This is a genomic window from Serratia sp. DD3 (assembly GCF_000496755.2).
Genome location: NZ_AYKS02000058.1, coordinates 43,204 through 68,082, shown reverse-complemented (window position 1 = coordinate 68,082; position 24,879 = coordinate 43,204). Strand labels below are relative to the sequence as shown.

Below are 24,879 nucleotides of genomic sequence, written 5' to 3'. Positions count from 1 at the left end.
ATTTGTGTATCTTGCTTTTTGACTATTCCTCTTTCCAAACATTGTAACTCTGTTGGTATTATCCATACCAAAATAATGATGATAATTCTCGCAAAGAGTCAGAGATAACATTTATAATTACCTATTTATGGATGCTATTTAATTTCCTAACCCTATAATACATAAACTACAGCTATAGAATGACTAAAAATAACTGGGAGTGAATTTGTGAACCAAATCTATAACTTTACCGACTTTATGGGCCAAAAAAAATAACTTAATAAAACATAATAAATTTCTCCATTGGCTTTTTCATACAATCCAACATAAACTCACTTTATTCTCCTTTTTGCGTTGTAAACTTTAAATCTCTAATTATCCATCGTGAATCAGGCTCCCTTGAAAAATATGTTTCTCCATAGCTTTCCTCCATGATTTTTAGATTAACGATTATATCGTTTAAACCTCCATTATCATTTTCTTTTTTCTTTATTAACTCAATAGCATAAACAAATTGATCCCAGTTTGAATAAGCTGTTTTGTCATTAGCTGACAACTCTTTTAGAGGGTATGCATAATTCCTTGTTATAAATAACCGATAAACAGTCATTTTTGGGAATTTTTTTGATAGCTGTAGTGCGGCTCTTAGCCCTTTTTCACCAGATACATCTAACCAATTGTCGAGAGCATTGAGCCAGCAAGTTGCATGTTCTTTTAACCGAGTTGTACGGATATGCTTGGCATGAAGATCTGCCCCATAGAGTTCTTGGTGTTTCAGTTGACAGAGAAAAATCACACCTGTTTTTTCTTCTATTATGATTAAATCTATATCAGTTAAAACTTTTCCACCCTGCTTTATTTTTATATTTTCCTTGTATTTTAAGCCATGGAAGTTTTCGTTCAAAATGTTTTTAATTGAATTTTGAAAAACCTTTTCTCTTGATTGTTGATGTTTATCATAGTCTTTTTTAAAATGGTATCTTAAAGAGTCGAGCAAAAACTGCATTGGTGATGTATATATTCCTGTGATACAACGGAAAAAGCTTTCATCTGAACTTTGTATTAAAATTGGGAGAGTAGAGGCCGGTCGGTCTAATAATCCAATATTTTTCCTACTGCATGATAAAACTTCAAAAATTTTGCGAGCCTCATCAAGTGTAGAATCAGTATGATCTTTTAATTCCGAACCGAAAAAGTTAATAGCTTCACACATACTTTCAATAAAATCATCAGTCTCAGATGAGATAGTAAGAATATTTTCCAACTTAATTTTAGGCTCTTTTTTTATCAGCTTTTCTGCAAATTTCTCATGCCGAGAAACTATTGAAATAATGAAACCAAGAGCTAATTTGTATTTTTGAAACTCAACTCCACCAAAACGAGTAGAATAATGAAACGTGTCAAAACCATCTTGAATTAGCAGGTCGTGATACGCCAAAGAAAAGAAAAATGCATCCAAGAGAGGATCTGCATCGTAACCGATGTAGTTTGTTGCAAAGGGATAAACTAAATCAGTAAGTTTTTTATCTACATCTATTGCAAACGTCTTCCAATATGATGACTCAAGCAGTATTGCTGCATGTTTTATATATTTATCTTTGTAGTAAGTCGATATAGCCAACTCGTAATATTCATCATCAATCAGATGGACGGGGTGCGTTATTAAAAACTCATTATCCCCAGTCTTTCTTATCTGACTTATCCCTGCAGTAACTGTTTGTCCAACTCTTCTTCCATGCTCAATCATACCCAACCCTCTGATTATTTCAAGAATAGGGGAGGTTATTTCTGGGGTGCGAAGAAACATCACAGAGGGAATATCAAAAGATGGTCTAGAATCGAGTGCCAAGTTTATAACTCGTGAAACACCCAACTTTAGAATATAGAGTTCTTCTTCCTGCTCATATGTTTGGCTCTCTTCTTTTTTATAGTTATAGAAAAACCAGTCAAGCTCATTTACAGCAGAACGCAATATTATCCCTAAGCGATCATTTTTTAATATCGGAATAAACTGTTTCTCCTCAAAATTTAATGCATCAAAAAACTGGCTCAATATGAAATTATTAGACATAGGAAACACCTTTGTTAAAAGCCCATCCAGAAATATATATTAAAATCAACCAATTATTTATACAAGATAACTAACTATATCGGAAATCTTACGATCATAATACTAACACTCGCTCTTCATTGAATAAACCTCGATGTTAGTAACATCCTCTATCCTAGTCGAGCCAAGAACTTGCTTATGGAAATAATACTGATAACGAGTGGAGAGTTTAGTTTCTCAAAATCAAATGGATCCTCCTCCAACGAACTATAGGCCATCGCTCGAAGCCATACCCGCAAGCTTCAGCCTGATTACCTTAACCCATCGCACAATGTTTTGTTAACGGTGTTTTCACCCACCAGTTTTAAAAGGTTGTAGGCACCAACAAAAACTAGTTTAATCAAAAACCTAAAAAAGCTATAACCGGAACCAACAGCACCAGCATCACTGCCGGTCCCCTTCAGAAAAACCACTTCACCCTAAGCCCGACGCCCAAACTCCCCATGCACCACATTCCCATCACGTTCCAAGTTATCCATATAGTCGGCATACCACTGCAACATCTCATGCCTGCCATCCAGATACTTCGCATGGTTGTAGGTGCCACGGATACTGTTCTTGTCCATGTGAGCAAGCTGTGTGGCTTCCATCAGAGAGCTTGTAAAGCTTCTCCTGGGCTTGGCTGTTTCAATTTGTGGGGGGCTGTTAGCTTCATTGGGGGCACCTAAAAAATTGGGGCATCGCCAGTGCCCCCTATGGTGCCCCCAGACTACACTTGATTTGGGTAGACATGGGTTGACACCAGGAGAGTATGATCGGCTTAACTTACGGGCATTATAAGGGATTTGTTGACTTTAGTGGAGTTCGGAATACACCGAATGGCGGAAGATCACAGGAGTCGAACCTGCCCAGGACCGCTGGCGGCCCCAACTGGATTTGAAGTCCAGCCGCCCCACCGGGGACGAAGATCTTCCTCTGCAAATCACAAGCAAGGGGCGATTATAGCGCGAATCCCACATCACGCTAAGGGGGAATTCATATTTCCGCGATCACCCTCTTACACTTCGCCTCTGCTACCACGGCTGGCCTTTTTATCTGCTAACCTAACTTAGTCTGGGGTATTTACCCGTCCATTGCTGGAGATGCTATGACCAAGAAAGTTGCCGTCCTGCTAAGCGAAGGATTTGAAGAGGCTGAGGCGGTTATCGTGATCGACGTGTTACGCCGTATGGATATCGAAGTGGAACTGCTGTCCTGTCAGGATCGGCTGGAGCTCCGCAGCTACCACCAGATGCGTATGTTCGCTGATGCGCTGCTAGAACGCCGCAAAAGCCAACTGTACGACGCCGTGGTGATCCCCGGTGGGCCCAAAGCAACCATCGAAATGGCAGAAAATGCCTTGGCTGTGGAGTTTATCCGCCGTCATGACCAGGCTGCCAAATTGATCTGCCCATTGAGCTCTGCCGCTGCGCTGGTGCTGGCCGCCAACGGGATGCTGAGAGGCCGCCGTTATGTCTGTTCCGACGGTCTGCATCTGGAAATCGAAGATGGGACCTACGTGGCTGAAAAAGTTGTAGAAGATGGCAACTTAATCAGCGGCCAGGGTTTGGGGGCAGCGTTTGATTTTGCCTTCACCATCGGCTATCGGCTGACTGGCGACCCTGTTACCACGCAGGAGCAAGCCACACATATCTATCACGAAAACTGGCAAGTGCCACTCGCAGCGTATTAATCAATACCGCTGATAATCAGGCGCGGCACAATTGGCGCTTTCCGGTCTGGCACCGGGAACGAAAATTGTTACCGCGCTTTCTGTCTTTTATTGGGCCCAATGCCGGGTATCAACAACCATCAATAGCCCAAAAACAAAACGGGAAAACACCCATCAGCATGGCTGACCGGCATTCCCCCGCAGACTCATTTGTCACTCAAAACAACAGTGATCAAACCTCGTCCATTTTACCCAGCAAGGCACGCAGGCGCTCTTGCCATACATGCTGCTCTTCTTTTAGCTGCTGGTTTTCACGCGTTAAGGCTTCATGCTGACCCGCAGAGTGCTGAACTTCTTGAGACAGAGAACTGTTTTTCTCTTTCAGTTCTTCAATTTCCATCTGCAACAACGTGATGGTATCGATCGCCTGCTGAACTTTTACTTCCAGTTTTTCAAATACTTCAAATGACATTCTTCAGTCCTCTCATATATAGCAAGGCATAGATCTATACCTGTCGTCCATCAAGCTACAGGAAAATCGGCTCCACTTGCTCGGATTTACTTAAATTGACACCGTTACTGCCCACCTGCAGCTTGAAAAAACTCGATTATAATAAGTATCATTATCACTTCAGTGGTAGATACTTGCGCGACGAGACTGCCACAATAATCGCTGTCACCACTCAAGTGGCAATAAAACCATCAGTTTGAGTGAATTTGGCTATAGAGCAGGCGTGGGTCCCGAGAACACGCTTGTTTCAATAAAATCAATTGTAAGTAGCTGGCCCCTTACTGTCTATAGCCACAGTTTTTAGGCAGACCAGTCAGGACAAAACCAAGCCGTAATGGATACGCTAACGGTTAATGACCGCAGGATGAATTTATGACAACTGAAAAAAAATATATTGTTGCTCTCGATCAGGGTACCACCAGCTCACGTGCCGTGGTGCTTGATCACGATGCGAATATTGTCGCGGTCTCACAGCGTGAATTCACACAAATCTACCCCAAGGCCGGCTGGGTGGAACATGACCCAATGGAAATCTGGTCATCTCAAAGCTCAACGCTGGTTGAAGTACTGGCCAAAGCCGATATCAGCTCTGATCAAATCGCCGCTATTGGTCTCACCAACCAGCGCGAAACCACTATCGTGTGGGAAAAAGAGACCGGTAAGCCAATTTATAATGCCATTGTCTGGCAGTGCCGCCGTACTGCCGAGATCTGCGAAAAACTCAAACAGGGCGGTCTGGAAGCGTACATTCGCCAGAATACCGGCTTGGTGATTGACCCTTACTTTTCTGGGACCAAGGTCAAATGGATCCTCGACCATGTGGAAGGTGCCCGCGAACGTGCCAAGCGCGGTGAGTTGCTGTTCGGCACCGTTGATACCTGGCTGGTATGGAAGATGACCCAAGGGCAGGTGCATGTTACCGACTACACTAACGCCTCTCGCACCATGCTATTCAATATCCATACGCTGGACTGGGATGACCATATGCTTAAAGTGCTGGGTATTCCGCGAGCCATGCTGCCAAAAGTGCGTTCCTCTTCTGAAATCTTTGGCCAGACCAATATTGGGGGGAAGGGGGGAACGCGTATCCCGATTGCCGGTATTGCTGGCGACCAACAAGCAGCGCTCTATGGTCAACTCTGCGTCCACGCGGGGATGGCGAAAAACACCTATGGGACTGGCTGTTTCCTGCTGATGCATACCGGTGACAAGGCGGTGCAATCCCAACATAGCCTGCTGACCACCATCGCCTGTGGCCCACGGGGGGAGGTGAACTACGCACTGGAAGGGGCCGTTTTTGTTGGCGGTGCCTCTATTCAATGGTTGCGTGATGAAATGAAATTAATCAGCGATGCTGCCGATTCAGAATACTTCGCCACCAAGGTACCCGACAGCAACGGTGTTTATGTGGTCCCCGCCTTTACCGGGCTGGGTGCCCCTTATTGGGACCCTTATGCACGTGGCGCTATTTTCGGCCTGACCCGTGGGGTGAACAGTAACCACATTATCCGCGCCACCCTGGAGTCTATCGCTTACCAGACCCGTGATGTGCTTGATGCCATGCAGGCCGATGCTAATACCAGTCTAAAAGCCTTACGCGTGGATGGCGGGGCGGTTGCCAATAATTTCCTGATGCAGTTCCAGGCGGACATTCTGGGAACCTGCGTTGAACGCCCTGAAGTGCGTGAAGTTACCGCATTGGGGGCGGCGTATCTGGCGGGGCTAGCCGTTGGCTACTGGAATGACCTGGATGAAGTAAAAGGCAAAGCGGCTATTGAGAAACGATTCCACCCTGGGATTGAAACCAGCGCGCGTAACTTACTTTATCGCGGTTGGCAAAAAGCCGTTGCCCGTGCACAAGCCTGGGAAGATCACGACTGATTAATCGGTGTTATGTTGATGGTCATTCAAGTGGTCACGCTAACCGCTTGAATGGCCATCGTTACATTTGTCTCCCCCTGCTAGCGTTGCTCTGTGATAAACTTCGCCGAAATTTTCCTTCCTTTTATCCAGTAACGGGTTTGCCATGAAACGTGAATTAGCCATCGAATTTTCCCGCGTTACCGAAGCCGCCGCTCTAGCGGGTTATAAATGGCTGGGGCGCGGCGATAAAAATGCCGCCGACGGTGCTGCGGTGAACGCCATGCGTATTATGCTCAACAGAGTTGATATCGATGGCCAGATTGTGATCGGCGAAGGTGAAATTGATGAAGCGCCGATGCTGTATATCGGCGAGAAGGTCGGTACTGGATTGGGGGACGGGGTCGATATTGCTGTTGATCCTATCGAAGGGACCCGAATGACCGCCATGGGGCAGTCTAACGCATTAGCGGTATTGGCGGTGGGTGATCGGGGCTCCTTCCTGCATGCCCCAGATATGTATATGGAAAAACTGGTGGTTGGCCCACAAGCTCGGGGGGTTATCGATCTCAACCTGCCTTTAGCCACCAACCTGCACAATATCGCCGACCGTCTTGGTAAACCGCTATCAGAGCTCACCGTCATTACCTTGGCAAAACCACGCCATGATGAGGTGATCATGCAAATGCAACAGCTTGGGGTGAAAGTGTTCGCCATTCCTGATGGGGATGTTGCAGCCTCCATCTTGACCTGTATGCCAGAAAGCGAAGTGGATGTGATGTACGGCATTGGCGGCGCACCGGAAGGGGTTATTTCTGCCGCCGTGATCCGCGCACTGGATGGCGATATGCAAGCCCGCTTGCTGGCGCGCCATCAGGTAAAAGGCGACAACGAAGAAAACCGCCGCATTGGCGAGCAGGAGCTGGCTCGTTGTCAGCAAATGGGTATCGAAGCGGGTAAAGTCTTGCTGTTGGATGATATGGCACGCACTGATAATGTGATCTTTGCTGCCACTGGTATCACCAAAGGTGACTTGTTGGACGGTATTAGCCGCAAGGGGAATATCGCCACCACTGAAACCCTGCTGATTCGCGGTAAATCGCGCACTATCCGCCGCATCCGCTCCACCCATTATCTAGACCGTAAAGACAGCTCGCTGCACCCCTTCTTGCTGTAGTTATTAAACGATCAGCATGAAACGATCAGCATTGAACGCTCAGCGTGAAACGATCAGCATTAAACGCTCAGCCGATGGCCCTGAATTAAATTGAACTGAAGTGGCTGGCAAAGCCACTTTGGGCTCAAGGCCGCTGAGCGTTATCCCCCTCACCATCACATGCATAAATTACACTGTACGTCACAGTCTTATAAGATAGACTTTAAGTGAATCAAACCACAGGAGCATGAAAGATATGGCTGAATGGGTTAATGGCAAAGTAATAGAGGTTCAGCACTGGACGGAGACATTGTTCAGCATCACCCTCAATGCCCCAATCAACAGTTTCACTGCGGGGCAATTTGCCAAACTGGCGCTGGATGTCGATGGTGAACGGGTGCAGCGTGCTTATTCTTATGTCAACGCGCCCGACAACCCCAACTTGGAGTTCTATCTGGTCATGGTGCCGGATGGGAAACTGAGCCCGAAACTGCAACAACTGCGCCCTGGGGATGACGTGCAGGTGACCCAAGAGGCCGCCGGGTTCTTTGTACTGGAAGAAGTCCCCACCTGTGACACCTTATGGATGCTGGCAACCGGCACCGCGATTGGCCCTTATTTGTCGATCCTGCGGGAAGGGAAGGACTTGGAGCGGTTTAATAACCTGGTACTGATCCATGCGGCCCGCAGGGCCAGTGATCTCAGTTACCTGCCGTTAATGCAGCAACTTCAGCAGCACTATAATGGCAAACTGCGCATTCAAACCGTGGTCAGCCGTGAAGACGTTGCCGGTTCTCTGTGTGGGCGCATCCCGGCACTGTTGGAAAACGGTCAGTTAGAAGCGGCTGTCGGCCTAACCATTGATGCAGAAACCAGCCATGTGATGCTGTGTGGCAACCCGCAAATGGTCAGAGATACCCAGCAAACGCTAAAAGATCACCGCCAGATGCGCAAACATCTACGGCGCAAGCCTGGGCATATTACCAGCGAGCACTATTGGTAACTTATACCCATCGTCAATGAAGCTGCAGCGGTGTTGGCTGTTCTCGTTCACCCGAATCACTTACCTATGTAAGCTCATCGGGATTCGCTCGTTTGCCGCCTACCTGCAGTTTGATTGAGCTTGAGTCTAGCGGAATTTTACCGGTTCGGCCTCAGGGCCAAACCGGTTGTCCCCTTCGGTACCCACAAAGGTCCCCAGGTCGATCAACATCATCACCGTAATCAGTGTCGGAATAAAACGCCCCACTCCCCACTGCCAAATCGGTGCCAGCATCTGCCAATTACCCATCGCCAGCAGCCAGGCCAACACCAGCAACAAGGCCCACCAACCCTTTTTATTGCGATCATGCAGGCGTTTGACCAGCACCGCCGCCGTCGGCCATAGCAGTGCGACGATAAAGAAAGCGATGGTTTGGATCGCCACCACTTGGTAGTTGGCCAGGGAGAAGGCGGCGGCCATCAACACCAGCCAAACCCCCATCCACAACCAGAAATCTCGCCGCCCAATACGGCCATTAAATGAAAAACACCACTGTTGTAACGTCATTGAATCATGCTCTCTTGAGCTGCCGATAGTCTGCCGCGCAGTGTAGCATAGGCAATTCCCCCCTGCAGAACAGCAACCCGAGTGGTGATTTTCCATCCGCAAACATTCATCTTGCCGCTTGAAAGACGATGGATATATGGTTTTAATCAGTGTCACCTTGGTCATTAGTGCGACACACCATGCTGAAAAAGTTCATCATCATTATTTGCCTGTTCTTGGGGATCAGCCATGCTTGGGGGGCACCGCAAAATGCCGCGCCCTCGGAACCGCAGAGCGCCCCCTATCTGCAGGCAGGGGCGCCAACCTTTGATGTGACGGTGGTTCGGTTCCGCGAAAAATACAACCGTGACAACCCAAAGCTGCCCCTCAGTGAATTTCGGGTTATTGCCTCCAAAAAGGATTCCCCTTTACTCACCCGTGCCGCCAGTAAGATTAATGAAAACCTCTACGCCTCTACGGCGCTGGAAAAGGGCACTGGTAAAATCAAGACCATGCAAATCACTCATTTGCTATTACAAGGCAATGAAGAAAAAGCTGCTCGGGCCATTGCCATTAACTACATGGCAGCGCTGATGCGCCAGTTTGAAACCGCGCTGACAGTGGGGGAAAGCATCGTCAAAGTGAACAACTTGCTGGAAAAGGGTAAAGGGTCGTACTTTTATCAGCAACAGGTTGGGGCAATTCGCTACGTGGTCGCTGATGATGGCGATAAAGGGATTACTTTCGCTGTTGAACCGATTAAGCTGAGGTTATCTGAGGCCGATGTACCCCATTAATGCATTCGTCGTCATGGAAATTGCAAAGGTGTTGACTAGCCTCATGCCATTTCTATGACGACAAGTATATACTGCTGCACAGGTAAACTGCCTGCCCGGCAGTTGTTTTTAGACTTTAGCGTCCCCTTCTTGGAGAAATACACATGCGTCATCCATTAGTTATGGGTAACTGGAAGCTTAACGGCAGCGTTCATATGGTTAACGAACTGATCGCCGCCCTGCGTAAAGAATTGAGCAGTGTTGAGGGTTGTGATGTCGCTATTGCGCCACCAGTGATGTATCTGGATCTGGCCAAGCACGCGCTGGGCGGTAGCCGTATCGCTTTAGGTGCACAAAACGTTGATATCAACCTCTCCGGCGCGTTCACTGGCGAAGTTTCTGCCAACATGTTGAAGGATGTTGGTGCACAATACATCATCATCGGTCACTCAGAGCGTCGTACTTATCACAAAGAAACAGATGCGCAGATCGCTGAGAAATTTGCCGTGCTCAAAGCAGCGGGTTTGATCCCAGTGCTGTGTATCGGTGAAACCGAAGCCGAGAACGAAGCGGGTAAAACCGAAGAAGTGTGTGCTCGCCAAATCGATGCGGTGTTAAAAACCCAAGGTGCAGAAGCGTTTAAAGGCACTGTTATCGCTTATGAACCTGTGTGGGCGATCGGCACCGGCAAATCTGCAACGCCTGCGCAAGCTCAGGCAGTACATAAATTTATCCGTGACCACATCGCCAAGCAAGATGCGGCGGTGGCTGCTGAAGTGATCATTCAGTACGGCGGTTCGGTCAATGATAAAAATGCCGCAGAGTTATTTGGTCAACCAGACATCGACGGCGCGCTGGTGGGTGGTGCATCACTGAAAGCAGACGCTTTCGCCGTGATCGTTAAAGCCGCTGCCGCAGCGAAAAAAGCCTGATTTCCTTCAGTCTGAATAACCCCGGTTTGCCGGGGTTATTGCGGAAACCCACCCTCAGCGTTTGCTGATTTCATCAAATATGCCACCTGTGGCAAAGTGTACTTTCTGCGCCTCTGCCCAACCGCCAAACGTGTCATCTATGGTGAACAATTTCAGCGTCGGAAACTGCTGCGTGAATTTTTCAGCTACCTCAGTATTTCGCGGGCGATAGTAATTTTTTGCCGCAATGGTCTGCCCTTGCGTTGAATAGAGGTAGGTCAGGTAAGCCGTGGCCAAATCACGCGAGCCACGTTTATCCACCACCCGATCCACCACCGATACCGTAGGCTCTGCCAGAATCGATTCGCTGGGGGTAATCACTTCAAACTTGTCTTTACCCAACTGTTTGGCTGCCATCAGGGCTTCATTTTCCCAAGCGATCAGCACATCACCCATATTGCGCTCAACAAAGGTATTGGTGGCTCCACGGGCGCCGGCATCCAAGACTTCCACATTGCGGTACAGTTGTTTCACGAACTCCTGCGCCTTGGCGGTATCCCCGTGATTATGGTGCAGGGCATAGCCCCAAGCCGCCAGATAATTCCAACGAGCACCCCCGGAGGTTTTAGGGTTCGGGGTAATAATCGCCACCCCAGGCTTAACCAGATCCCCCCAATCCTGGATCTGTTTTGGGTTGCCCTTACGGACCAGGAAGACAATGGTCGAAGTATAGGGGGCCGAGTTATCTGGCAGCCGTTTGATCCACGCCTTATCAATATGACCGCGTTCAGCAATGGCATCCACATCATAAGCCAACGCCAGGGTGACCACATCCGCGTCAATACCATTGATCACCGAGGTAGCCTGCTTGCCTGACCCCCCGTGTGATTGGCGTACCTTGACTTTGTCTCCTGTTTTCTGCTGCCAATATTGAGCAAATGCAGCGTTATATTCCTGATAGAACTCACGTGTTGGATCATATGAAATATTCAGTAGTTGAATATCTTTAGCCATGGCACCCGATGCCAATAGCAATATAATCAGCCCCCACTTATGCATTGCTCATTTCTCCGCAAGAAAATGACTCACCTCAGCAGGTAAACCGTCATGCCAAATCATGGGATAAATCGGTTCCTACTACCTGATTCAATCTGGATATACCTTCTTCGCCATTCAAGCGGTAACTTGAATTGCCCTGGGTATAGAGCCTGCCAGAAAACATTCTTACCATTAAAGAATAAAAAACGTCCTACTAGACCATTCTGGAATATATCAATCAGGAAGGGGGTCTGCTGCCGGAGATGGGGCGGTATATACCCGTCGCCATTCAAACTGCAGGGTTGTTGGCTGCTCTCACTCACCCTAGTCACATAGTTGGCTATGCTCCTAGGGATTCATTCGATTGCCGCCTACCTGCAACTTGAGTGAACTTGGGTATATATTCGTCATGCCTGAAGTAACTTGAAAAGAAAAAAGCCCCAAACTGGGGCTTTTTGACAGCAATTCGCTTGAGGAGGGATCAATAAAGTTTCTTTGCCGTTTCCAGCCAATCGCCTTTGAATGGACGTTTCATGTTTTCGATCGCATCCACGATATCATGGTGTACCATTTTCTCATTCTGGATACCGACACAGCGACCACCATAGCCTTGTACCAGTAAATCGATGGCATACGCCCCCATGCGGGAAGCCAGGATACGGTCATAAGCGACCGGTGAACCACCTCGTTGAATATGGCCCAGCACCGTGGCTCGGGTTTCACGCTGGGTTTTCTCCTCGATATGACGCGCCAGCTCATCAATATCACAGACGTGTTCAGTGATCGCCACAATGGCGTGTTTCTTACCTTTGTCGATACCGGCTTGAATTTCATCAACCAAATCATCACGGTTGAATTCGGTTTCTGGCAACACGATAAACTCACAGCCGCCCGCAATCGCTGCAGCCAGGGTCAGATCGCCACAGTAACGACCCATCACTTCCACAATGGAAATACGCTGGTGGGATGAAGAGGTATCCCGCAGGCGGTCAATCGCTTCTACCACGGTTTCCAATGCGGTGAAGTAACCAATGGTGTAGTCAGTCCCAGCCACGTCATTATCGATAGTTCCTGGCAGGCCAATACAAGGGAACCCCTCTTCTGTCAGGCGTTTTGCCCCCATATAGGAACCGTCACCACCAATAACCACCAAGGCATCAATACCGTGCTTTCTCAGGTTTTCGATCGCCTTGGCACGTACGTTTTCATCTCTGAATTCCGGGAAACGTGCAGAACCTAGAAAAGTACCGCCACGGTTAATCATGTCGGACACGCTAAAGCGGTCTAGTTGTTCCATACGGTCTTCGTACAAACCAAGGTAGCCATCGTAAATACCGAATACTTCCAGACCTTCTGACAACGCAGCACGCACCACGCCACGGATGGCCGCATTCATACCTGGGGCATCGCCACCACTTGTCAGTACACCGATTTTTTTGATCATGACTACCTCTGAACTGATTAATGCAATTTTTTAAGGATTCTGTCTTCGCCAGCTACCCTGGTACTCGTCACTGACGAAAAAACCCGGTTTACGGCTTTTATTGCTCGATTTTATAGCAAAAACACCTAGCTGAATTGATTCAGGTCACACAATATCAAGGTAAGAGTCTTATGTGATAGCCTGGGATAGATCAATATTACGCAATTCACAACAGCTTGACTAATAGATAAAGCTAATAGCCCAGTAGAGCATTAGGTAAGACTCAGATAGCTTGATTATAGTTCCCACTTGCCTTGTTGGCCTGGTGGTACGACAGACCAAGGATCCATGTGGATAATCACATCCGCCCCCGGGAAACGCTGCAATAGCGCCTGCTCAATCTCTTCGACAATGTTGTGTGCCTGTACCAACGGCAAGTCATCGTCCATTTCCAGATGTAATTGAATAAAGCGTGTGGGTCCAGATTGCCGAGTCCGCAGGTCGTGCGCACCCGTGACGCCAGGGCGGGAAGAGACTACATCAATAATTGCCTGGTGCTCATCCTCTGGCAAGGCGCGGTCCAGCAACGATTGCACTGCCTCATAGGCCATACGTAGCGCGCTATAAAGAATATAAACCCCAATGCCTAGAGCAAACAGAGCATCTGCCCGGTGGAACCCGTACCAACTGAGCCCCAGAGCCACCAGAATGGCACTGTTCATCAAAACATCTGACTGATAGTGCAACATATCGGCACGTATCGCCTGGCTACGGGTTTTTCTCACCACCCAACGTTGATAAGACACCAGAACCAGGGTGCTCACCAGGGCAATTACCGTAACAATCACACCGATGCCCGGAGAATTAAGCGGTTGTGGGGCATACAGATGCTGAAAACCGGTAAGAAACAGAAACAGGGCAGAACCAGAGATGAACATGCTTTGCGCCAGCGCCGCCAGCGACTCCGCTTTACCATGACCGAAAGCATGTTTGGCATCCGCCGGTTGCAGGGAATAACGCACCACCAGTAGGTTGGTCACTGAAGCGGCGATGTCAACCAATGAGTCTACCAAGGCCGCCAGCAAGCTCACCGAGCCAGTGAGATACCAGGCCAATATTTTTATTAACAGCAAAACAGATGCAACCGTGGTAGCAGCTAAAGCAGCAGACTGCACCAGACGCGCATATTGCTTTTCCATAAAAAATCCCGAAAAAATTTGATGCGCTCAGTATAACGAAAGTTCAGGCAAAAAGGGGCCTGTCGTTCAGACGAGTTCGGTGACTTTGTTATTGGTTCAGCGCTCAAGGCGGGTCACCATAAGGCCCCGTTTGATTTTGATGACGCCTCTTTCTTCAGTGGTGTTCAGTATTTACTGGTCGTGCTGCCACCCTTGTGAGCCGATGACGGTACCCCTGCCAGCGAAGTAACCAGCCTCAGCAATGTTTCTAAGGTTAAGTGGGGATGAAGTGACGGACGTTGTGGTTGATTACTAATGGATAAAAAATAGGCATTTAGTACCTTATTGCGTGATTGGGGAGGAAAACGGATTGACAAGTGACCAGTGATTTACAACAATGTTTAGGAATTTTCTTAGAAGATTTCCCTGGTGTTGGCCAATTTGGCATCTGATCCTTTAATCGGGATCAGTTTTTTTTTGGGTATTTTTAATGTCTCGTTCTTTTCGCCAGCAGGCTTAGTTAGCATCGCCACCCTATTTCAGGGGCTTCCTCCATACAGTAACGCGACTCTCTACTTCTCCTGTTCGCTCTGGGTGTTGGTGAGTGGCAATAAAATGGGCCCATTACTGAGCCCAAGATTAATCATATCGTCAAACTGTTGAATGCAAATAGTCAGTCAAGCTGCAATGGTCTATTCATCAGCTTATATCGGTATAAAAGCACGGTGACAACATAGTAAAACAGACTGGCTGCAACTAACGCGTTGATGGCAGGAACCCCCACAGTAATGACAAACCCGATAGTAGCCCCGAATACACATCCGAGGATACCGGGCCAGACGATATTAGGGGTATTCTTCTGATCAGGTAGCGTTTCTGTAATGCGAGAATTGTCCAACACTTGTTTATAGGTTCGTACAAAATAGAATTCAACCAGCATAATGCCGACAATTGGGGGGAATAGAATGCCCAACAGTTCCAGGAAGTCAATGAACCGATCCAGAATACCCATAATGGACAAGGTTGTTCCAACCGCGCCAATACACAATGTGGTGATGGCATAGTGAAGTTTAATGCCAAACAGGCATTCAACCGCATTTACCAACCCCAAGGAAGATGAGTAAAGGTTAAGGTCATTAACACGCAGGGTTGAGAAAATTACAATTAATAAACCTACTCCGCCTGCCGCCGTGGACATAATAGTTACCACATCCGCAGAATTAATGCTGCGCGCCAGGGTAATCGCCAACCCATTAACAATAAACTCACCCACAATGATGGTGATAAGCGATACACCCATCACTTGCTTTTTACTGCTGAGATAACGTGTGATATCCGGCGTTATCAGGGCTGCCAATATGTATGAACCAATGATAATGGTGATGGCGGAGCTGATGCTAATCACTTCACCGCTTGGCTGGGCTTGTATCAATGCCGGAATATCATGCCCTGAAAGAGTGATAAATGAGAGATAACAAATGGCGGCGAGAAACAGTGGGATGGCAAATTTCGCTATCCACCGCAGGGCTTTAAATCCAATAGAAACCAACAGAGTTAATAAGATACCGGCGATGGCCGCCGAAACTTTAAAACCAAGATGCCCACCCAAGGCAAAATCCAGCGACTTGCCAAATATCGCGGTTTGAATGCCAAACCAACCCATTAAACTGATGGCGATAACGAGACCTATTAGTGCAGAGCCAATACGACCAAAGCCATACCATCTTGCCAACAAACTACAGGACATGCCCTCTTGCATACCGGCAACGCCCATACCATAGGTCAGAACACCGCAGATGATACTGGCAATCAAAATCGCGGTATAGGCATCAAAAATCGACATGCCATGCCCTAACGCTGCCCCTAACATAAACTGATCCAGTGCCGTGAGCATACCAGCATGGACAAGAGCAACACCAATGAAAGGTAACCGTCCATTACGAGGGACGCGTTTTAATGCAAATTCATCTATTTCTTTAGACACTCTTTTATCCTTAAATAAAATTAACGCCTCTCACAATAAAGTCTTCTGGTATATAGCAGTCCAGGCCAATAACCAAAGCATACTCAATAAACTGATGCAGACTGGATACTTCTGCTTTTTGATATATTGAATAAATATGCCGCTCAATGGTTCTGGGGGCTATATCCAAAGCTTTGGATATTTCTTTGGCTGAATGTCGCTGTATCAAGAAAAATATGACTTTCAGCTCTGTTGGTGTAAAGGTATCAGTAGGGGCTAATGAACTAACGAACCGGGCTTTTTCATTTTTGAAATAGTTCATCGGAGTTAGCAATTGGAAAGGGCGTGAAGACCAGATAGTCCCTACCACAGTATCACCACGGAAAATAGGATACTTATCACCGATAAAGACGGAAAGATGAGAGTTACCATACCACTGACTGGTTTCTATAACCGGGACATTAGCTTTTCTCCGGATAACGCTCCCATCTTGAGCCACGTATTCCTCAGCCAATTCACTCCAGTCAGCGGGTGCTTCTTGGTCAACTCTTCCTACAATGTCATAGTTTTTGGGGAGGCTTAACATCCTTAAACCAGCGGCATTGACATAAACATTAACGGACTCAAGATCCCTGATACCCCAGGGGACATCAGTCATTGCGAGATAAGGTATGAGTTCTTCCAACGAGTTTTTAATATAATAAGACATCGGCTACCATCCATTGGTTTAGTGTGGTTTTTCAGCATACATTAACATATCTGAAGCATCAAGGGAAACTGGAGTCTAATGAGTACGTAATAAGTACGTATATACAAGCCGGGTTTATAAAGTAGACTCAAAATAGGCTAACACTAGGGAAATCGATAAATATAAATAATGCGGGAGTAATATTGTTAAATATTAACTCTTGTTTGGCTAAGAAAATAGAATGGCCTTATTATACCCGGTGAGTATAGAGCTCGCTGGGTTTTTTTATATTTATACTTGTGGTACTTCGCGGTTGGCAATATTTATTAAATTGCTTTCATCACTGAAACGTTTAATAACCCTACTTTTTGCTATACCATCCAGCTATTTTCCGGGAGGTGTACAGTACTCGAAGAACCCGAACAACACTCCCTTCAACGACATATATGATAATAAACGGGAAGCGTGGAACCACCAGTTTGCGCTGTTTCTCGGTATTTCCTGCTTTTACCCCTGCCAACGGATTATCCTGAAGGATATTCGCCATGCCGACGAACTTGTCATCTGTGGCGCTGGCTATTGATAGACCCGCTTCTTGGTACAGGTAACGGAAGATAGTCTCGCGGTCTGCCTGTGCCTGTTTTTCCCACTGAACAACTGATGTCACAGTTTGCCCCGCGCTGCCTGCATTTTCAGCTCATTCATGTGGCTATTCATTTCGTCGTTGCTGATAAAATCGCCTTCACCGCCATCATAGCGGCTGAACGCTTCTATTATTTGCTGCTCCAACCAGCCATCATGTTCACTGTTTTGATAACGACGCTCCTCCTCGGCCAGTTCTTCTACTCGCTGGCGCATCACCTCTGTCAGAGTCGTTCTCTGTCTTTCCGCTGCTTGCATCGCCAAGCGTTTGGTCTCTTCATCGATTCTGAAGTGGACTGTACTCATTATCATCTCACCGTGTGGTGTCATTCGTGTTGTCATTATGCGAGTTATTTTTGGGGCTGTCACTCTCTTAACGGCGATATCGTCGCCGATGGCTTCGATGTGGCAATGACTAAATCTTTATGAAAACGGTAAGTCCATTCCCTGGCAGGAAGCACGGTCAGGCAAAGGTGTCGCAGTATTAGGGGCAGCCATTTAAGGATTCCATCGCTGGCCCCTACAAACAACTCGAATTATTTTGTATATATCAAATTATGCCGATCACGGTATTTAAGACAATAACCCCGATAAGGCCATACAATGCCAGTAATGTTGCCTGTACACACCAGACTTTCACGGTTTGGATTATCGAAAGATTAAAGTATTCTTTAATAAACCAAAAGGCGACATCATTAGGTGGGCCTCCAAATACAGATGCGGTACATATTGCCAATACCATCAGTTCAGCATTAGCACCGGTAGAGTTTAATATGGGTAATATAATGGCTGATGCGGTGAGCACGGTCACGGTTGCGGAGCCAACACATAATCTGATGCTACAGGTTATCAGCCAGGCAAGGAGGAGGGGAGATATATCCCATGTTCTGGTGATATCGGCAATATAATCCGCCATACCGCTATCCAGTATGACTTGTTTGAATGCCCCACCTCCGCCGAATACAAAAAGCAAGGCCCCCATGCTGATGATGGAAGACTCGACACTTTTCATTAAATCTTGCATCTTTCTTCGCCCACCACGTAGACCAAAAACGTATAAGGCAATAAAAACAGAGATTAACAAGGCAATGTCTGGGTTACCGATAAATGTTAAGATTATTTTAATGCTGGAGTCGTTCGCCAACATAAATTCACAAATAACACTAATTAAAATAAGGGCGACAGGGAAAAAGGCCGTAAGCAGACTGAGTGATAAGCTGGGAAGATCTTCATCATTAAAGCTTTTTTTGGCAATAAGATTTTCGGGGATATCGATATCCCATTTTGAGTAAAGTTTTGGCATGGATAACCCGAATATTAACGCACCGGGTATGGATATTATTAACCCATATATCAATATAATACCAATATTAGCCTGATTGAGCACGGAGGCAACTGCAACCGGCCCGGGATGTGGGGGAAGGAAACAATGTGTCAATGTAATTGCCATTAAAAATGGCAGCCCGACCTTCAGTAACTTGACTCGCGCTTCTATAGCGATGGTGTAAACAATGGGAATAATCAAAACGAAGCTCACTTCCCAGAATAAAATGACACCAAGAATAAATGAAGCAAGGCAAATTGCCCAAGTGACATATTTTTGACCAAATACTCTGAGCAGATTGGAGGCTATACTTTGGGCTCCTCCTCCTTCAGCGATGAGCGTGCCAAATATAGCGCCGAGAACAACAATGATGCCGATATGTCCAAAGGTGCTCCCAAGGCCATGCTCTATTGATTTAACAATGCTTAACGGCTCCATGCCTTGCATAAGCCCAACAAAGATAGCTGCGAGCATTAAAGCAAGAAAACCATTCAGCTTAAATGCAATAATTAAAGTGAACAGTAATATTACACCGGAAAGCAATATAACCAGAGGCATGGCGGACTCCTTTTTATTGGTTCGCTTTAAATATTTATAACTAGCTGCTCAATAGTTTACTATTGATGGTGTTTAAATTTCACACAATCTATAAAATGAAAAATGATTTTAATTAATAAACATAACCTATAAATTTATAGTGAATCTGTGTTACTGAAGAAATAGTGGTTCTATTGAGCTTTATTGCTTAATGATTGCTATTTATCGAGATTGACCGATAATTTCTTTGTTGACTACATTGTAGGCATCCCCACCGTTTAAAAAAGAAATTGCCGTTTCTGCCGCCATTCTTTTTAAGGCCTCGAAGGACTCTAATGACCTATATCCTATATGTGGGGTCACAATCACATTTGGCCTACCTATAAGTTCTTGGCACAGGCCTTTAGGTGGTTCCTCTTCTAAGACATCAAAGCCAATAGCTTTTATTTTACCTGAATCTAACGCTCGAATGATGGCATGAGTATCTACCAAAGCCCCACGTGCTGTATTAATAATAAAAAGGCCATCTTTAGCTTTGGCCAGAGTTTCATCATTGATGATATGATGGGTTTCTTCATTCAATGGTGCCATAACAACAAGAATATCGGAGTGCTGAAGCAGAAAATCTAAGCTAACACTCTCAACCCCTGCTGAAGTAAAAAAATGAGAGGGAAGGTGAGGATCGAAAGCAATTTGCGAATATCCCAATGGCGTTAAAAAACAAGATAATTTACGAGCGATACGCCCGAAACCAAGGAGACCAACAGTTCGCTGACTGACTCGCCGCATTGCATAACCTGTGTCCTCATTCCACTCTCCGCTGTGTACGCTATTATTGTACAGAACTATTTTCCGCTCCAGTGCAAGAAGTAAACTGAGCGCATGGATTGCAACTTCTTCCACGCCATAGTCCGGCACGTTGCAGGCAAGGACTCTATTTTTAGTAAATGCTGGTAAGTCGAGATTATCAACACCAATACCACTTCGAACCACCATGCGTAAATTCGGTAAATTCTTGAGTAAATCATCATCCATAGGGAGATAAATACAGATTGCCGCATCGGCATTCTGTGCTGTTTGAATTGCATCTTCAGGGGTGACACAGTCAAGAACATCGAAGGCTATTCCATTGCTGGAACAGAGTTCTTTAATTTTATCAAATTCCCCTTCAGGATAATGGTGCCCATCCAGTACAACTAATTTTTTCATCGTAACGCTCCAGGGTTTCTGTTGTTTATTTTATATTTGTCATATTTAAAGTTGCATGTTCACGGGTTGTGCTTTCTCTCTGGGAAGGTGAGAGTGTCGCTAGAAAACGAGCTATGTGCTTGGCGAAGTTTACGACTTTGCCTTTTACAGATTGTTTGAGCGTTTAACCGGGTAACCTACAGTTCTTTGGCACTGTTCACCCAAGCCATCTATTCCCAGGCGCATCGTTTGATTGGGTTGCAGGTAGATTGGATAGGGTTTTTGCCCCATCCCCACTCCTGGAGGTGTGCCTGTGGAAATCACATCCCCGGGTTGCAGGCTCATAAAACGGCTCAGGTAGCTGATGATGTACGGGATCGAGAAGATCATGGTGTTGGTATTTCCATTCTGATAGCGTTTACCATCCACCTCCAGCCATAAGTTGAGGCTATGCGGGTCAGGAATTTCATCAGTAGTGACCAGCCAAGGGCCGATGGGGCCAAAGGTATCGCAGCCTTTGCCTTTGTCCCAGGTGCCGCCGCGTTCAAGCTGAAACTCGCGCTCAGATACATCATTAATTACGCAATAACCGGCGACATGCTGCATGGCATCCTGTTCGCTGATATAGCTTCCCCCTAGGCCAATCACCACGCCCAGTTCCACTTCCCAGTCTGTTTTGATTGAGTCTCTGGGGATCAGTACATCGTCGTTTGGCCCAACCACGGCACTGGTCCATTTATTGAAAACGACGGGTTCTGTTGGGATCGCTGCACCGGTTTCCTCTGCGTGGTCGGCATAGTTCAGTCCAATACAGATGAATTTGCCAATGTTACCGACACAAGCACCCAGACGCGGCTTTCCTTCGACCAACGGTAGGGTGGCAAGATCAAGTTGCTGCAAACGAGTGAGGTTTTCCGGCAACAGGGCCAATCCGGCCACATCGGTAATATGCTGCGAAAGGTCGCGAATATTGCCGTTATTATCATAAACACCTGGGCATTCCCGCCCTGCCGCACCATAACGTAAAAGTTTCATTATTCTCTTTCCTTAAGCCTTAGTTGCTCCAACCGCCATCAATAATCTGTACGGTGCCAGTAGTATAGGAACTGGCGTCTGACGCAAGATACAACGCCAACTTGGCGATCTCTTCGGCTTTGCCAATGCGGCCCAGCGGCTGGCGCTCGACAAATGACTGATAAACCGTTTCGATGCTACTGCCTTGTTCACGAGCTTGTTCAGCAATGCGCTGATGCAAAGAAGGTGATTCCACGGTGCCTGGGCAAATGGCATTGCAGCGGATCCCTTGGGAAACATAATCCGCCGCTACTGAGCGCGTTAGGCCAATGACTGCGGCTTTGGAAGCGCTGTAGGCAAAGCGGTTAGGCACCCCCTTCACGCTGGAAGCGACAGAAGACATATTGATAATCGACCCCTGTTGGCGCTCCAACATAGCGGGCAAGAAAGCGCGGATCATGCGAAACATCGCGGTTACGTTAAGATCGAGTGCAAATTGCCATTGTTGTTCACTGCAGTTGAGGATAGAACCGCTGTGTACCACTCCGGCACAGTTGAACAATACATCCAACGTGCCCACCGTTTCTGCCACTGCGGCAATCGCTCTGGTATCGGTAACATCCAGCGTTAGTGGTGTAATGCCATCCAAGCCTTGTAGTTGTTCGGTATGGATATCGCTGGCAAGGACGTTAGCACCCGCTGCTGCAAAAAGTTTGGCGCTGCTTAGACCAATTCCTTGTCCTGCTGCTGTGATCAGAACCCGTTTTCCAGATAAATTCATGCTGCCTCCTGTAGCACTGCGGCCTGATGGTCAGGCCATTGAGGGGATTAAAGCTCAGTTTTTCAACATCAAGAAGAACCTCTTACTTATTGTTATTTGTTATAAAAAGAAACTTAATATTTCAAAATGTTACCAATGTGTAACTTTTGAATAACAATTACTCAAGTGGGCTGTGCCATATCTGTGCGCAAAGTCGCGAATTTCGGCGCCAATATGGATAGAACTGTGAGGTCGCTTGCCATGCGTTGTGCGTAGTGAGCCAAGGCCGCCATGATTTTGTGGGCGGATTGGGTGCGGATTGTGGGCAGGATAACGATGAGTTGGTGATGATTGAGAAGAAGAGCCTGATTGCGCGCCTGCTGCCGTGGGCTTCCCACACCCACCGACTCACAGATAACCAGCTAGCTTTGCGGACTTTCCGGTGACCCAGGGAACAACAGACTGATATCTCTGGCTCCGTGCAACACCCTTTCTATTCTGACTTAAACATCATGAACGCTATACACAATAAGGTAACGTCCATAAGTGCAGCTTCTTATCCTCTGGCCCAGTTCTTGCCTCTCGCGGTAAACGTCGGGTGATTCACTTATCAGTAGGCATTGCTGATATAACTCATCAGTAAAGCTCACCGCCCTTAACGGATTATCTTGGGCGATATAGTCGCCGATGGTCTCGATATCATGCTCCGCCAGTGGCGATAGGCTCAGCTTCATTTGCTCTGATTACCCTCTGCCATACTGCGGTATTTACGTGTCAGCCGGTTAAACACGGGTTCAGCTTCTTTGCTTTCACCGCTGTTTATACCTGCACTGACCGCTTTTTGTAGTGATTCCAGTTTCATCTGTTGTTCCCGTTCCTCCAGTGCACGAAGTCCGGCACGGATAACTTCACTGGTATTGTTGTAGCGTCCACTTGCTATCTGTTCCCGGATGAACGCCTCGAAGTAGGGGCTTAGCGCCACGCTGGTTGGCATAGTATTTTCTCCATCAGATTACTATCAATTATTAACTATTAGTATTTCAGAGTTACTCATTTTCATCAACCTGCTCTGCGGGGTGAGTGGAGGCATGAACTGCCTGTAACACCCGGATGCTCACTTGCGTATAGATTTGTGTAGACTCGAGACTGGCATGACCGAGCATGGCTTGTATCCAGCGGATATAGGCGCCGTTCTCCAGCATCTGGGTTGCCATGGCATGGCGGAACAGGTGGCAACTGCCCCAGCGGTTGACACCGGAAGCCACGATATCGCTTTTGGTGACAGCCGTAACGCCATTGGGTGTTAACCCTGCCAAGCCATCCAGTGCCACGAACAGCGCCTCAACCTCGGGATTAACCACCAGTTGCGGCCGCACCTGTTGCTGATAGTGTTGTACCCATTTCAACGCCCGGTCACCGATGGGGATAACCCGGTCTTTTTTCCCTTTACCCTGGCGGATAGTCACTGTTTTACGGCTGGTATCAACCGTGTACTGGTCAAGCCCGGCCACTTCCATGCGCAGCATCCCGGTTGACCACAACAGCTCTAACAACGCCAGGTCACGCAACCCCTGCAAGGTGCTGATATCCGGCAGCGCCAACACCTGCTCCACCTCCTTCACACTCAGGATACGGCGCGGCAAGCGTTTTTCCTGTTTTGGCAGCACCAAACCCGAAGCCGGGTCTAATGTTTCACAACAAGCGGTACAGACTTGGGAAGCGGGTCGGCGGCGGATACAGATATCTATACTGCCTGCTGTAGCTAAACTGCTTTCGGTTTCTCTGGAAGGTTTATTGGGTGAAGAGACAGAACGCACCCCACGCAAGCGCGGCCCGGCATCACGGCTGGAACAACAGATTGAGATTATCAGCCAGTTACCGAAGGGTAGGCAGAAGATAGTGGCTGAGATGCTAGATGCGGTTATTGCACAGGCGCAACAGCAGGAGACTGGCAGCTAACAAGAAGATTTTTAGCGCGGGTTGAAGGTGGTGGAACACCGACAACCCGCTAACCACAAGCAACTAACAGGAGTAGTTACCATGGCTGAGCAACATCATAAGTCAGAACCCGCTACACCCCAAGCCCGTAAGAGTATTGTCGGCTACCGCCCCAACGGGGGCAGGCCGAACCCATTACCGCAACTGACCATCAAGGGCCGCTGGCTGGAAGCGCTGGGGTTTAACAAGGGCCAACCCGTGAGCATTATTGCGGAACAGGGCCAACTGATTATCCGCACCGCAACCACCACGGAGGGGAACGCATGAACATCACTTTTAGCCCTGAACCGATCCCAGAGTTAACATTGTCCGGCAAGCCACTGGCCGCACTCGGTTTTACCACCGGCACCCCGTTGCAACTGACCTTGAGGAACCGCACGTTGTGGGTCACCACCGTCACCGATGAGGCCACTTGGGAACAACTGTGCTCTGTCAGCCAGCAACGGCAAGATTTGGGGGCGGATTGGGTGCGGGATAACGGCGAGTTGGTGATCGCTGGCGACTGGCTGACCGAGAGCGGCATAACCAGCGCTGAACAACTGGAGATCACCGCTGCACCGGGGATGATCCGGGTGCAGCGGCGGGAAGAGGAAGGTTTTAGGGCTTAGATGTTGGAACCCCGGCCAGTTGGCCGGGGAATAAGC

The 24,879-nt window shown here is 47.5% G+C and carries 25 protein-coding genes, 1 tRNA gene and 3 pseudogenes; 10 read left to right on the top strand and 19 right to left on the bottom strand.

Translation table 11 applies throughout. The features are described from left to right. Window positions 1–316: 316 nt before the first annotated feature. The 3 genes and pseudogenes from IO95_RS25165 to IO95_RS25160 form a co-directional block, all read right to left on the bottom strand. A complete protein-coding gene (locus IO95_RS25165) occupies window positions 317–2,050 on the bottom strand; it encodes a hypothetical protein (protein WP_152554928.1) in 1,734 nt (577 codons plus the stop codon). A gap of 458 nt (window positions 2,051–2,508) precedes the next feature. Then, a pseudogene (locus IO95_RS24065) lies at window positions 2,509–2,670 on the bottom strand (integrase); the annotation flags it as partial. Window positions 2,671–2,908: 238 nt separating this feature from the next. Beyond that, a tRNA-Sec gene (locus tag IO95_RS25160) sits at window positions 2,909–3,003 on the bottom strand. A 173-nt stretch (window positions 3,004–3,176) separates the two neighbouring features. Here IO95_RS25160 and IO95_RS10875 point away from each other — a divergent pair. After that, window positions 3,177–3,761 (top strand): DJ-1/PfpI family protein, encoded by a 585-nt coding sequence (locus tag IO95_RS10875; RefSeq protein WP_023490695.1) that lies wholly within the window; start codon window positions 3,177–3,179, stop codon window positions 3,759–3,761. A 211-nt stretch (window positions 3,762–3,972) separates the two neighbouring features. Here the strand turns inward: IO95_RS10875 and zapB are convergent, their stop codons facing one another. Next, complete coding sequence (gene zapB, locus IO95_RS10870) at window positions 3,973–4,212, bottom strand: cell division protein ZapB (protein WP_023490694.1); 240 nt, start codon at window positions 4,210–4,212, stop codon at window positions 3,973–3,975. 411 nt (window positions 4,213–4,623) lie between these two features. Here zapB and glpK point away from each other — a divergent pair, with 411 nt between their 5' ends. The 3 genes from glpK to fpr all read left to right on the top strand — a co-directional run bounded on the left by glpK (window position 4,624) and on the right by fpr (window position 8,270). Next, entirely contained in the window at window positions 4,624–6,132 is a 1,509-nt protein-coding gene (gene glpK, locus IO95_RS10865) for a glycerol kinase GlpK (RefSeq protein ID WP_023490693.1), read from the top strand. 145 nt (window positions 6,133–6,277) lie between these two features. Next, window positions 6,278–7,288 carry a class II fructose-bisphosphatase gene (glpX, locus tag IO95_RS10860; protein ID WP_023490692.1) on the top strand — a complete coding sequence of 337 codons (1,011 nt, stop codon included), beginning with the start codon at window positions 6,278–6,280 and terminating at the stop codon, window positions 7,286–7,288. A 235-nt stretch (window positions 7,289–7,523) separates the two neighbouring features. Then, window positions 7,524–8,270 carry a ferredoxin--NADP(+) reductase gene (gene fpr / locus IO95_RS10855; RefSeq protein WP_023490691.1) on the top strand — a complete coding sequence of 249 codons (747 nt, stop codon included), beginning with the start codon at window positions 7,524–7,526 and terminating at the stop codon, window positions 8,268–8,270. A gap of 126 nt (window positions 8,271–8,396) precedes the next feature. Here fpr and IO95_RS10850 read toward each other — a convergent pair whose 3' ends face one another. Further along, window positions 8,397–8,816: a DUF805 domain-containing protein gene (locus tag IO95_RS10850; RefSeq protein ID WP_023490690.1), complete on the bottom strand. Its 420-nt coding sequence runs from the start codon at window positions 8,814–8,816 to the stop codon at window positions 8,397–8,399. A gap of 179 nt (window positions 8,817–8,995) precedes the next feature. Here IO95_RS10850 and IO95_RS10845 point away from each other — a divergent pair, with 179 nt between their 5' ends. Continuing rightward, entirely contained in the window at window positions 8,996–9,592 is a 597-nt protein-coding gene (locus IO95_RS10845) for a DUF1454 family protein (protein ID WP_023490689.1), read from the top strand. Window positions 9,593–9,735: 143 nt separating this feature from the next. Next, window positions 9,736–10,503, top strand: a complete 768-nt coding sequence (tpiA, locus tag IO95_RS10840) for a triose-phosphate isomerase (protein ID WP_023490688.1) — start codon at window positions 9,736–9,738, stop codon at window positions 10,501–10,503. Window positions 10,504–10,557: 54 nt separating this feature from the next. On the opposite strand, the gene IO95_RS10835 is transcribed toward tpiA, so the two are convergent. From IO95_RS10835 to IO95_RS10785, 11 genes are all read right to left on the bottom strand, one after another. After that, complete coding sequence (locus IO95_RS10835) at window positions 10,558–11,541, bottom strand: sulfate ABC transporter substrate-binding protein (protein ID WP_023490687.1); 984 nt, start codon at window positions 11,539–11,541, stop codon at window positions 10,558–10,560. 460 nt (window positions 11,542–12,001) lie between these two features. Further along, complete coding sequence (pfkA, locus tag IO95_RS10830; protein WP_023490686.1) at window positions 12,002–12,964, bottom strand: 6-phosphofructokinase; 963 nt, start codon at window positions 12,962–12,964, stop codon at window positions 12,002–12,004. 275 nt (window positions 12,965–13,239) lie between these two features. Further along, entirely contained in the window at window positions 13,240–14,142 is a 903-nt protein-coding gene (gene fieF, locus IO95_RS10825) for a CDF family cation-efflux transporter FieF (protein WP_023490685.1), read from the bottom strand. Between the two features lie 652 nt (window positions 14,143–14,794). Then, the gene (locus tag IO95_RS10820) at window positions 14,795–16,105 is read right to left on the bottom strand and encodes a cytosine permease (protein WP_037385262.1); all 1,311 of its coding nucleotides are present in this window, start codon (window positions 16,103–16,105) and stop codon (window positions 14,795–14,797) included. 10 nt (window positions 16,106–16,115) lie between these two features. After that, a complete protein-coding gene (locus tag IO95_RS10815) occupies window positions 16,116–16,793 on the bottom strand; it encodes a helix-turn-helix transcriptional regulator (RefSeq protein WP_023492938.1) in 678 nt (225 codons plus the stop codon). 340 nt (window positions 16,794–17,133) lie between these two features. Then, window positions 17,134–17,439, bottom strand: a complete 306-nt coding sequence (locus tag IO95_RS10810) for a type II toxin-antitoxin system RelE/ParE family toxin (protein WP_023491397.1) — start codon at window positions 17,437–17,439, stop codon at window positions 17,134–17,136. Then, window positions 17,436–17,720 (bottom strand): DNA-damage-inducible protein J, encoded by a 285-nt coding sequence (locus IO95_RS10805; RefSeq protein WP_023491399.1) that lies wholly within the window; start codon window positions 17,718–17,720, stop codon window positions 17,436–17,438. The genes IO95_RS10810 and IO95_RS10805 overlap by 4 nt, the downstream gene beginning before the upstream one ends. A 244-nt stretch (window positions 17,721–17,964) precedes the next feature. Beyond that, window positions 17,965–19,296 carry a gluconate:H+ symporter gene (locus tag IO95_RS10800; RefSeq protein WP_037385260.1) on the bottom strand — a complete coding sequence of 444 codons (1,332 nt, stop codon included), beginning with the start codon at window positions 19,294–19,296 and terminating at the stop codon, window positions 17,965–17,967. Between the two features lie 201 nt (window positions 19,297–19,497). Next, on the bottom strand, window positions 19,498–20,484 hold the full coding sequence (locus tag IO95_RS10795) for a C-terminal binding protein (protein ID WP_051791192.1): 987 nt from the start codon (window positions 20,482–20,484) through the stop codon (window positions 19,498–19,500). A 144-nt stretch (window positions 20,485–20,628) separates the two neighbouring features. Continuing rightward, a complete protein-coding gene (locus IO95_RS10790; RefSeq protein WP_023492665.1) occupies window positions 20,629–21,498 on the bottom strand; it encodes a fumarylacetoacetate hydrolase family protein in 870 nt (289 codons plus the stop codon). Window positions 21,499–21,517: 19 nt separating this feature from the next. After that, window positions 21,518–22,258 carry an SDR family oxidoreductase gene (locus IO95_RS10785; RefSeq protein WP_023492666.1) on the bottom strand — a complete coding sequence of 247 codons (741 nt, stop codon included), beginning with the start codon at window positions 22,256–22,258 and terminating at the stop codon, window positions 21,518–21,520. Between the two features lie 254 nt (window positions 22,259–22,512). Between IO95_RS10785 and IO95_RS25595 the strand changes: the two genes are divergently transcribed. Next, the gene (locus IO95_RS25595; RefSeq protein WP_160165615.1) at window positions 22,513–22,683 is read left to right on the top strand and encodes a hypothetical protein; all 171 of its coding nucleotides are present in this window, start codon (window positions 22,513–22,515) and stop codon (window positions 22,681–22,683) included. Between the two features lie 60 nt (window positions 22,684–22,743). On the opposite strand, the pseudogene IO95_RS10780 reads toward IO95_RS25595, so the two are convergent. The 3 genes and pseudogenes from IO95_RS10780 to IO95_RS10770 all read right to left on the bottom strand — a co-directional run. After that, a pseudogene (locus IO95_RS10780) lies at window positions 22,744–22,971 on the bottom strand (type II toxin-antitoxin system RelE/ParE family toxin); the annotation flags it as partial. Next, window positions 22,968–23,231, bottom strand: coding sequence for a type II toxin-antitoxin system ParD family antitoxin (locus tag IO95_RS10775; RefSeq protein ID WP_023492668.1), 264 nt, complete (start codon window positions 23,229–23,231; stop codon window positions 22,968–22,970). The gene IO95_RS10775 and the pseudogene IO95_RS10780, both read right to left, overlap by 4 nt. 52 nt (window positions 23,232–23,283) lie before the next feature. After that, window positions 23,284–23,922 (bottom strand): annotated as a pseudogene (locus IO95_RS10770) (tyrosine-type recombinase/integrase); the annotation flags it as partial. 109 nt (window positions 23,923–24,031) lie between these two features. Here IO95_RS10770 and IO95_RS26470 point away from each other — a divergent pair. The 3 genes from IO95_RS26470 (at window position 24,032) to IO95_RS10755 (ending at window position 24,843) form a co-directional block, all read left to right on the top strand. Next, entirely contained in the window at window positions 24,032–24,196 is a 165-nt protein-coding gene (locus IO95_RS26470; RefSeq protein WP_369794345.1) for a hypothetical protein, read from the top strand. A gap of 81 nt (window positions 24,197–24,277) precedes the next feature. Continuing rightward, a complete protein-coding gene (locus tag IO95_RS10760; protein ID WP_023492670.1) occupies window positions 24,278–24,502 on the top strand; it encodes a SymE family type I addiction module toxin in 225 nt (74 codons plus the stop codon). Next, window positions 24,499–24,843 (top strand): SymE family type I addiction module toxin, encoded by a 345-nt coding sequence (locus tag IO95_RS10755; RefSeq protein ID WP_037385257.1) that lies wholly within the window; start codon window positions 24,499–24,501, stop codon window positions 24,841–24,843. Before IO95_RS10760 ends, IO95_RS10755 begins: the two co-directional genes overlap by 4 nt. Window positions 24,844–24,879 lie beyond the last annotated feature (36 nt).

Excerpts from the sequence above, each read along its gene's own strand:
- IO95_RS10775 (WP_023492668.1), bottom strand. The coding sequence starts at position 23,231 with ATGCCAACCAGCGTGGCGCTAAGCCCCTACTTCGAGGCGTTCATCCGG.
- IO95_RS10845 (WP_023490689.1), top strand. The coding sequence starts at position 8,996 with ATGCTGAAAAAGTTCATCATCATTATTTGCCTGTTCTTGGGGATCAGC.
- IO95_RS10875 (WP_023490695.1), top strand. The coding sequence starts at position 3,177 with ATGACCAAGAAAGTTGCCGTCCTGCTAAGCGAAGGATTTGAAGAGGCT.
- glpX (WP_023490692.1), top strand. The coding sequence starts at position 6,278 with ATGAAACGTGAATTAGCCATCGAATTTTCCCGCGTTACCGAAGCCGCC.
- fieF (WP_023490685.1), bottom strand. The coding sequence starts at position 14,142 with ATGGAAAAGCAATATGCGCGTCTGGTGCAGTCTGCTGCTTTAGCTGCT.
- IO95_RS10805 (WP_023491399.1), bottom strand. The coding sequence starts at position 17,720 with ATGAGTACAGTCCACTTCAGAATCGATGAAGAGACCAAACGCTTGGCG.
- IO95_RS10800 (WP_037385260.1), bottom strand. The coding sequence starts at position 19,296 with ATGCCTCTGGTTATATTGCTTTCCGGTGTAATATTACTGTTCACTTTA.
- IO95_RS25165 (WP_152554928.1), bottom strand. The coding sequence starts at position 2,050 with ATGTCTAATAATTTCATATTGAGCCAGTTTTTTGATGCATTAAATTTT.
- IO95_RS10785 (WP_023492666.1), bottom strand. The coding sequence starts at position 22,258 with ATGAATTTATCTGGAAAACGGGTTCTGATCACAGCAGCAGGACAAGGA.
- glpK (WP_023490693.1), top strand. The coding sequence starts at position 4,624 with ATGACAACTGAAAAAAAATATATTGTTGCTCTCGATCAGGGTACCACC.
- IO95_RS10755 (WP_037385257.1), top strand. The coding sequence starts at position 24,499 with ATGAACATCACTTTTAGCCCTGAACCGATCCCAGAGTTAACATTGTCC.
- IO95_RS10815 (WP_023492938.1), bottom strand. The coding sequence starts at position 16,793 with ATGTCTTATTATATTAAAAACTCGTTGGAAGAACTCATACCTTATCTC.
- IO95_RS10760 (WP_023492670.1), top strand. The coding sequence starts at position 24,278 with ATGGCTGAGCAACATCATAAGTCAGAACCCGCTACACCCCAAGCCCGT.
- IO95_RS10850 (WP_023490690.1), bottom strand. The coding sequence starts at position 8,816 with ATGACGTTACAACAGTGGTGTTTTTCATTTAATGGCCGTATTGGGCGG.
- zapB (WP_023490694.1), bottom strand. The coding sequence starts at position 4,212 with ATGTCATTTGAAGTATTTGAAAAACTGGAAGTAAAAGTTCAGCAGGCG.
- tpiA (WP_023490688.1), top strand. The coding sequence starts at position 9,736 with ATGCGTCATCCATTAGTTATGGGTAACTGGAAGCTTAACGGCAGCGTT.
- IO95_RS10835 (WP_023490687.1), bottom strand. The coding sequence starts at position 11,541 with ATGCATAAGTGGGGGCTGATTATATTGCTATTGGCATCGGGTGCCATG.
- fpr (WP_023490691.1), top strand. The coding sequence starts at position 7,524 with ATGGCTGAATGGGTTAATGGCAAAGTAATAGAGGTTCAGCACTGGACG.
- IO95_RS10790 (WP_023492665.1), bottom strand. The coding sequence starts at position 21,498 with ATGAAACTTTTACGTTATGGTGCGGCAGGGCGGGAATGCCCAGGTGTT.
- pfkA (WP_023490686.1), bottom strand. The coding sequence starts at position 12,964 with ATGATCAAAAAAATCGGTGTACTGACAAGTGGTGGCGATGCCCCAGGT.
- IO95_RS10795 (WP_051791192.1), bottom strand. The coding sequence starts at position 20,484 with ATGAAAAAATTAGTTGTACTGGATGGGCACCATTATCCTGAAGGGGAA.